Origin of the sequence: Patiriisocius marinistellae (assembly GCF_009014635.1) — a bacterium.
GTDB lineage: Bacteria > Bacteroidota > Bacteroidia > Flavobacteriales > Flavobacteriaceae > Patiriisocius > Patiriisocius marinistellae.
The window spans coordinates 1-2,683 of record NZ_BKCF01000021.1 but is presented as its reverse complement, the minus strand read 5'-3'; the positions used below and the strand labels follow the sequence as shown (position 1 = coordinate 2,683).

4 protein-coding genes are annotated in these 2,683 nt (G+C 30.9%); all 4 read left to right on the top strand.

Features of this window, described 5'->3' with window-relative positions:
• The first annotated feature begins 156 nt into the window (after positions 1–156).
• Positions 157–651, top strand: coding sequence for an O-antigen ligase family protein (locus GB234_RS14940; protein ID WP_151895379.1), 495 nt, complete (start codon positions 157–159; stop codon positions 649–651).
• Positions 652–830: 179 nt separating this feature from the next.
• Complete coding sequence (locus tag GB234_RS14935) at positions 831–1,409, top strand: hypothetical protein (protein ID WP_151895378.1); 579 nt, start codon at positions 831–833, stop codon at positions 1,407–1,409.
• Positions 1,410–1,552: 143 nt separating this feature from the next.
• Positions 1,553–1,831 (top strand): barstar family protein, encoded by a 279-nt coding sequence (locus GB234_RS14930; RefSeq protein ID WP_151895377.1) that lies wholly within the window; start codon positions 1,553–1,555, stop codon positions 1,829–1,831.
• 24 nt (positions 1,832–1,855) lie between these two features.
• Positions 1,856–2,323 carry a DUF4274 domain-containing protein gene (locus GB234_RS14925; protein ID WP_172966909.1) on the top strand — a complete coding sequence of 156 codons (468 nt, stop codon included), beginning with the start codon at positions 1,856–1,858 and terminating at the stop codon, positions 2,321–2,323.
• Positions 2,324–2,683: the final 360 nt, after the last annotated feature.

The window sequence follows — 2,683 nt, the reverse complement described above, 5'->3', positions numbered from 1 at the left end:
AACAACGTATATAAAAAATTGCTTTTTTAGGCTAAATTTAAAGGTCGTTGCACGTTTGCTACGTCTGATTTTCCTTCGGAAAATCCTCGCACGCAAACCCGCAACTTTCCATATACAATCACGTTGTGCAACATTGAAAAAAAACCGTGAACTAAATTGAAAAATTGGCTTCTAATTTTATTTTTTGCAATTTTAATCGGATTATACTTCGGATTGGGAACAATATTCGGATTTTTTAATTTGCTTATTATATTTGGAATTTGCACGCCAATTTTTATTGTGCTTTTGATTATTTGGAAAAAGCCGAGTAAAAAATTCAAATATTCAATTCAGATTTATACGACAATATTTTTCGGATTACTTTTTTGTTTATTATTTGCTCGACTAAAGAATGAATATAATCAACGTAAAGCTGATTTGACTGTAATAAAAATACAAAAATATAAAACTGATTTTCAACGTTATCCAAACTCACTCGCTGAACTGAAAAACGAAACGGAATTACCTCAATATTTCGACCAATTTAAATTTAAAGATTTTGATTATATTGTGAATAAATCAAATGGAGAATTTAATCTTTCTTACTCACTCGATGGATGGCACATTAACGAATACGATGTGAATACCAACGAATGGGAAAGTAGAGACTGAATAAACAGAACGCAGAACAACGTTGCACAACAAAGTATACAAACAATGCGAGATTAGTCGCTAAATTAAAAATGAAGGCACTTTTTTACGTCGCCGAATTTTTACAAATCCGACTTATTGCAGAAAAAAATAAAAAGCGGAATTTGTAAAAATCAGCTCGAGGCTCAACCGAATGGCTAATGCCATTCTCCCTCGCACTGTTAGTATACAGAGACGTTAGCTACAATATGAACCCAGAGACTGAATTAAAACGTATTTGTAAAAATTGTAATGGTGTATTTGAACACGAAGATTATAAAGTTGGTGGCGAAATTGGTTCATTTGTCCATATTTCTAAATATAGATTAAAAATACTTTATAAGAATTTCAATATGAACATCTTATATGATTTTGGGAATTCAGATACTGCAGAATTCAAAATCGATAAGTCAAATAATCAAAAAATCCCTGAATTTGAAATAAAAACAATTGACCACTTAAGTAAACTGATTTTATTTAAAAAACGAAATTGGGATATTAAATCTGCTGATAATTTATTTAAAGAAAATATTGAGTACTTAATTATGAAATTAAACTTAAATGAACTTATTGAAAACACAACTTTTGAACTTAACACATTTGGTAAACAAAAAAATGAGAAATACTCAATCCGAACTGTATTCTCTTTAAAATATGAAAAAAATACTGAAAGTGCAGAATCAATTATTAATTTTCATAAAGGTTTAATTGATTTAATAACAAGAAAATACTGTAGCTAACACCGTGTATAATTAATTGCTTTGTAAGTGCTCATCTGGAATATTCCTTCGGAATATTCTCAGGTTCGTAAAAGTTTGCTAAATTAGTTGCTTAACCACGCAACTAATCATACACAAACACGTTGTCTTTAATGCTGAAAAAAATGCTAACCATCAAAATTAACGGAAATAATTTCTCAAATCTTGTCGAATTTTACGATGAAGTTGAGCGAAAAATGACCAAAGGATTGGATTGGAAAATTGGAAGAAATTTAAATGCGTTCAATGATGTTTTGCGTGGTGGATTTGGAGTTCACGATTGCGATGAAGATTACAAACTGATTTGGGTAAATAGCCAAAAGAGTAAATCGGAACTAATAGAATTCCCTACAATTATTGAGATGATAAACGAGAATGAAAACGCTAAACTCGAATTAAAATAAGTGATAATTCGTCCGCACAAAATATTGCTGATTAAAAAGAATTTCATCGAATTCTCATTTGACGATGATATTGAAAACGACGAAGAAACTATTCCCGATTTTAAAAAATTTCAGACCCTAAATTCAGCGGAACAATATTATCTCGCTGATAATTATAATTGGGACGACGGAACAATCGTTTTGAATTGGATAATTGAAAGCCTAAAATGTGATAAAGGAACTGCTTGTATGATTTTCTGGAAAGCGGAACCTGATTATTATTACGATTATACAGCAGAAACGATTGAAGATTATCAAGCAGACGTTTGGCATCTTCTTCAAAAAATCGTGGAGAGATTTAAAAAAGACGATTTTAAAACGAGTAAATTTGAGTTTGTTCCAACTGACGAAGGATATAAAACTGATTGGCCAATTAAGATGGACATTTGGAAAATTCCATCCGAATTAAATAGTGGAATTAAAGGTAAAAAACCGTTCGGATTTGGATTGTAAAAACCAAACTGTGCGGAAAGCACTAAAGACAACAACGTATAAAAATAATAGGGCAATGAGTGCTTAACCCAAAGGCAATAGCACTTTTGCAAGGTCGCCAAATTTTTAAATTTGGCTTATTGAGAAAAAAGATAATAAGAAAAATTTAAAAATTCGGCTTGTGTTCATCCGAATGGTAGTCGCTTTTTTTCCGCCCTACTATTCTTATACACAACCGTTACCTGCAAGCTGAAAAATGAACTTTCCTGAAATAGGTTGACTAAAAATTAAACCTTTAATTATAGTCACTTATGAAAACACAAAATGAACACTGGCGAAAAAAAAGCTATCAAAAAGCAACTTTAGAGACGAAACTTTTAG

Coding starts and splice junctions, on each gene's coding strand:
- GB234_RS14930 (WP_151895377.1), top strand. CDS start 1,553: ATGCTAACCATCAAAATTAACGGAAATAATTTCTCAAATCTTGTCGAA.
- GB234_RS14935 (WP_151895378.1), top strand. CDS start 831: ATGCCATTCTCCCTCGCACTGTTAGTATACAGAGACGTTAGCTACAAT.